The organism is Priestia veravalensis (genome assembly GCF_001457055.1).
GTDB lineage: Bacteria > Bacillota > Bacilli > Bacillales > Bacillaceae_H > Priestia > Priestia flexa.
In genome coordinates, this window is the sequence record NZ_KQ758763.1 from 1 (window position 1) to 1,860 (window position 1,860).

General features: G+C 38.5%; 3 protein-coding genes. All 3 read left to right on the plus strand.

Annotated features, from left to right (window positions below; translation table 11 throughout):
- The coding region (locus AS180_RS21250) for a tetratricopeptide repeat protein (protein WP_139109270.1) at positions 1–467 on the plus strand (467 nt) is incomplete at its 5' end.
- 116 nt (positions 468–583) lie between these two features.
- Positions 584–784, plus strand: coding sequence for a YqgQ family protein (locus AS180_RS21255; protein WP_025911569.1), 201 nt, complete (start codon positions 584–586; stop codon positions 782–784).
- Between the two features lie 8 nt (positions 785–792).
- Entirely contained in the window at positions 793–1,758 is a 966-nt protein-coding gene (locus AS180_RS21260; protein ID WP_025911568.1) for an ROK family glucokinase, read from the plus strand.
- Positions 1,759–1,860 lie beyond the last annotated feature (102 nt).

Consider the following 1,860-nt stretch of genomic DNA (forward strand, 5'->3'; position numbering starts at 1 on the left):
CCAGCATTGTTAGTTTGCCGAAAAAACCAAAGTTATACGTACAGATACCAGCATTTGTATCAACCGTATTGCTCGTACTGGGCTTGTTATACTATGGTTTTTCTATTCGAACAACAACAGCAGACGAGCCATACGCTCTCAGCTTAGCAAGCGAGTATATTAAACAAAAAAAATATGAAGTAGCAATTAAATCGTTAGATAGCTTTGTAGAACGGGATACAAACAATGCATTGATTTACTATTTAAGAGGATATGCTTACACTGAGCTAAAAGAATATGAACGAGCGGAACAAGAGCTAAAAGAATCTGTGAGGTTAGACTCTAACTTTCATGAAGGCTACTACTACTTAGCTCTATTGAATGCAGAGTTAAATCATGTGGATGAAGCGAAGGAAAACGTAGAAAAGGCATTAGAAATAGAACCAGCTAACAAAGAATATCAAGATTTACAACGGAAATTAAATTGATAAAAATAGACAGAGTACTTAAGATTTTCTGCTTTACTATTGTGAGAACGTTTACTAAAATAAACTAGATAGGATTAAATGGTCTCATTATTTTATGACTATATGCAGGTGAAGAGATGAACACGTTATACGATGTGCAACAACTTTTAAAATCGTTTGGAATTGTTATATATATTGGTAATCGTCAAGCTGATATAGAGTTAATGGAAACAGAGATACGAGAGCTATATCAATCAAAGTTGATTGAAACACAAGATTATCAAATGGCAATTTTATTGCTTAGACAAGAATTACAAAAACAAAAGGAAAAAGGATGAGTAAAAAAATGGATGATAAATGGTTAGTTGGTGTTGACTTAGGCGGTACAACAATTAAGATGGCTTTTGTTAATCAATACGGAGAAGTGATTCATAAATGGGAAATTCCAACGGATATTAGCGAACAAGGGCGAAAAATCCCAACGGATATTGCAAAAGCAATCGACAAAGAAGTCGTGAACTTAGGAGAAAGCAAGTCGAAACTTATGGGGATTGGTATCGGTGCTCCAGGTCCAGTGAATTTTGCAAACGGTTCGATTGAAGTAGCAGTTAACTTAGGGTGGGAAAAATTCCCTATTAAAGATATTCTAGAAGTGGAAACTTCTTTGCCTGTAGTAGTGGACAATGATGCAAACATTGCGGCAATTGGTGAAATGTGGAAAGGTGCAGGAGACGGAGCGAAAGATTTACTATGCGTAACGCTTGGAACAGGTGTAGGAGGAGGGGTTATTGCAAACGGTGAAATCGTTCAAGGAGTAAACGGTGCGGCTGGTGAAATTGGACATATTACATCGGTGCCTGAGGGTGGAGCGCCATGTAACTGTGGGAAAACAGGCTGTTTAGAAACAATTGCTTCTGCAACAGGTGTTGTTCGATTAGCGATGGAAGCAGTGGTGAATACGGATAAGTCAAGCACCCTTCGTACACTTCTAGATGAGCATGATCAAATTACTGCTAAAGACGTTTTTGATGCTGCCCGTGCAAACGATGAATTAGCTGGAGAAGTGGTTGACAAAGTGGCGTTTCATTTAGGACTAGCACTTGCAAATTCGGCTAACGCATTGAACCCCGAGAAAATTGTCCTTGGAGGCGGTGTATCACGTGCAGGAGATGTGTTGCTCGATCCAGTGAAGTCTTACTTTAAAAAGTTTGCGTTCCCAAGAGTAGCTGAAGGAGCAGAGTTGGCAATTGCTACACTTGGTAATGATGCAGGAATTATTGGTGGGGCATGGTTAGTTAAAACATATGTATAAATAGGCGTAAACTAAAAAAAGGAGGCTGGGACATAAGTAATTCAGCCAATGATAAACCTGAACGATTGAGAGTTTCTCACTTTTAATCGTTCAGGTTTTTTG